The organism is Aerococcus sp. L_32 (assembly GCF_050689315.1).
In genome coordinates this window covers 1-1,974 of the sequence record NZ_JBOEQF010000361.1, presented here as the reverse complement: position 1 = coordinate 1,974, position 1,974 = coordinate 1, and the positions used below count along the sequence as shown (strand labels likewise).

Genomic DNA, 1,974 nt, shown 5'->3' with positions numbered 1-1,974 from the left:
AGTCCAGAGTCAAGTTGTTTAGCTTAAATTCTTTTTGCAAAAAATGTAACTTGTTCTAAAAGCTTGATGTATGGGAATTTCCAAATCTATCAAAATTTCATGAGGATTTAGAAATGCAAATTTGGTACTTCGTTCAATATTAATGATCGAAACGACCAAGTTCAAATTCTACCAAAAATAAAAGCCTTTGTCACTTGTAACTTGAAAACAAGGGGGACAATTGTATAATGAATCAAATGCTATCAAGAAATGTGGGAGGTAATATATATGAAGAAAATAGCGTTGGGACTAGTGGCAGCAGCAATGCTTGCGGCTTGCGGTGATTCGGGCGAAAGTACAGAAAAGATATTGAATATCCAATCCACGGATGAAATTCAATCAGCTGATACGGCCTTTGCAGCATCGAATATTGCGACCATCACAGCCAATATGAACTTTTATAACGGTTTGTACACGTATGATTTGGACAACCAATTAATTGCGGCTGATGCAGACGATATGCCGACAGTTTCCGAAGACGGAACTGTCTACACCATCCAGTTGAAGGAGGCAGCGACTTGGTCAAACGGCGACCCTGTAACCGCAGATGATTACGTCTATGCATGGCAACGAATGGTTGATCCTGACTTGGGTGCACCCTATGCCTATATGTTTGACGGTACAATCAACAATGCCACAGAAATCATGGCTGGCGAATTAGATACCAGTGAATTAGGTGTTCGGGCAGTGGATGATAAAACTTTGGAAATCACCTTAGAAAATCCAACAGCTTACTTTAAAGATCTTTTGACCGTACCTGCTTACTACCCTCAAAATCGAGAGGCAGTTGAAGCAGCGGGTGACCAATACGGGTCTACCAGTGACTCTGCTGTCTATAACGGACCATTTGTTTTGACTGAATGGGATGCAGCGACTGGAAACACTTGGACTTTTGCAAAAAATGACCACTACTGGGATGCTGACAATGTGAATTTAGATACGGTTAATTTCCAATACCTACCTGAAACAGCAACCGCACTAAATTTATACGATTCTGGCCAATTAGATGTCATCGAATTAACTGGTAACTTTGCGGTCCAAAATCAAAATAATGAAGACTACAAAACTTATCCAATCCCGCGGACGAATTATATCGAAGTTAACCACGAAACACCGGGATTAGATAACTTGAATATCCGCCGTGCCCTCTACCAAGCCATCGACCGGAAAGCTTTTGTAAATAATATTCTACAAAACGGTTCAATTGCTACCAACGGCTTTGTATCACGTGAAGTGGCTTGGAACCCTGAAACTGAAGCTGATTTTAGAGACGATGCGACGATTGAAACAGATTACGATTTAGAAGTTGCCCAAGAAAGTTGGGAAAATGGTTTGGCGGATGCTAACCTAGAAGGATTATCTTTAGAGATGGTTGCGGCCGATGACGAGGAAAGTCAAATTTTTGCGGAGTATATTCAATCGCAATTAACAGAAAACCTACCGGGTATTGAAGTTACCATAAAGACTATGCCGTCATCTGCTCGATTTGCAGCCTTATCTGATGGAGACTATGACTTAGGCGTCACTTTCTGGCAAGCTGATTTTGGGGACCCAATAAACTATTTAGAACGTTTTGATTCTACTATTACCCGGGGGAACTACCAATACGAACAATTAGATAAATTGGTGGCCCAAAGCCGCGCGCAAGCCCTTGACCCAAGTGGTAGATGGGAAACGCTGATTGCGCTTGAAAAAGCTGGTTTAGATGACTATGCTGTTCAAATTCCAGTGTATCAGTCCTATCAAGCAATTTTAGAAAATCCACAAGTATCTGATATCAACCGACCAGGTCAATCTTATATCAACTATAGATGGGCCGATATTCAGACAGCGGAGTAGGGTAATGACAGATAATCTAACAACTAGCCAGTACTTTCAAAATTCCGTGTAAAAATGTTTATCATTTTGTCATAAAAAAACTTTTCTTCTTTGGTG

Annotated in this window: 1 protein-coding gene; it reads left to right on the top strand. The window is 40.8% G+C overall.

Annotation, left to right across the window (positions count from 1 at the left end; translation table 11 throughout):
• Nucleotides 1–267: 267 nt before the first annotated feature.
• On the top strand, nt 268–1,878 hold the full coding sequence (locus tag ACRCJ0_RS12905) for a peptide ABC transporter substrate-binding protein (RefSeq protein WP_431390684.1): 1,611 nt from the start codon (nt 268–270) through the stop codon (nt 1,876–1,878).
• Nucleotides 1,879–1,974: the final 96 nt, after the last annotated feature.

Coding starts and splice junctions, on each gene's coding strand:
- ACRCJ0_RS12905 (WP_431390684.1), top strand. CDS start 268: ATGAAGAAAATAGCGTTGGGACTAGTGGCAGCAGCAATGCTTGCGGCT.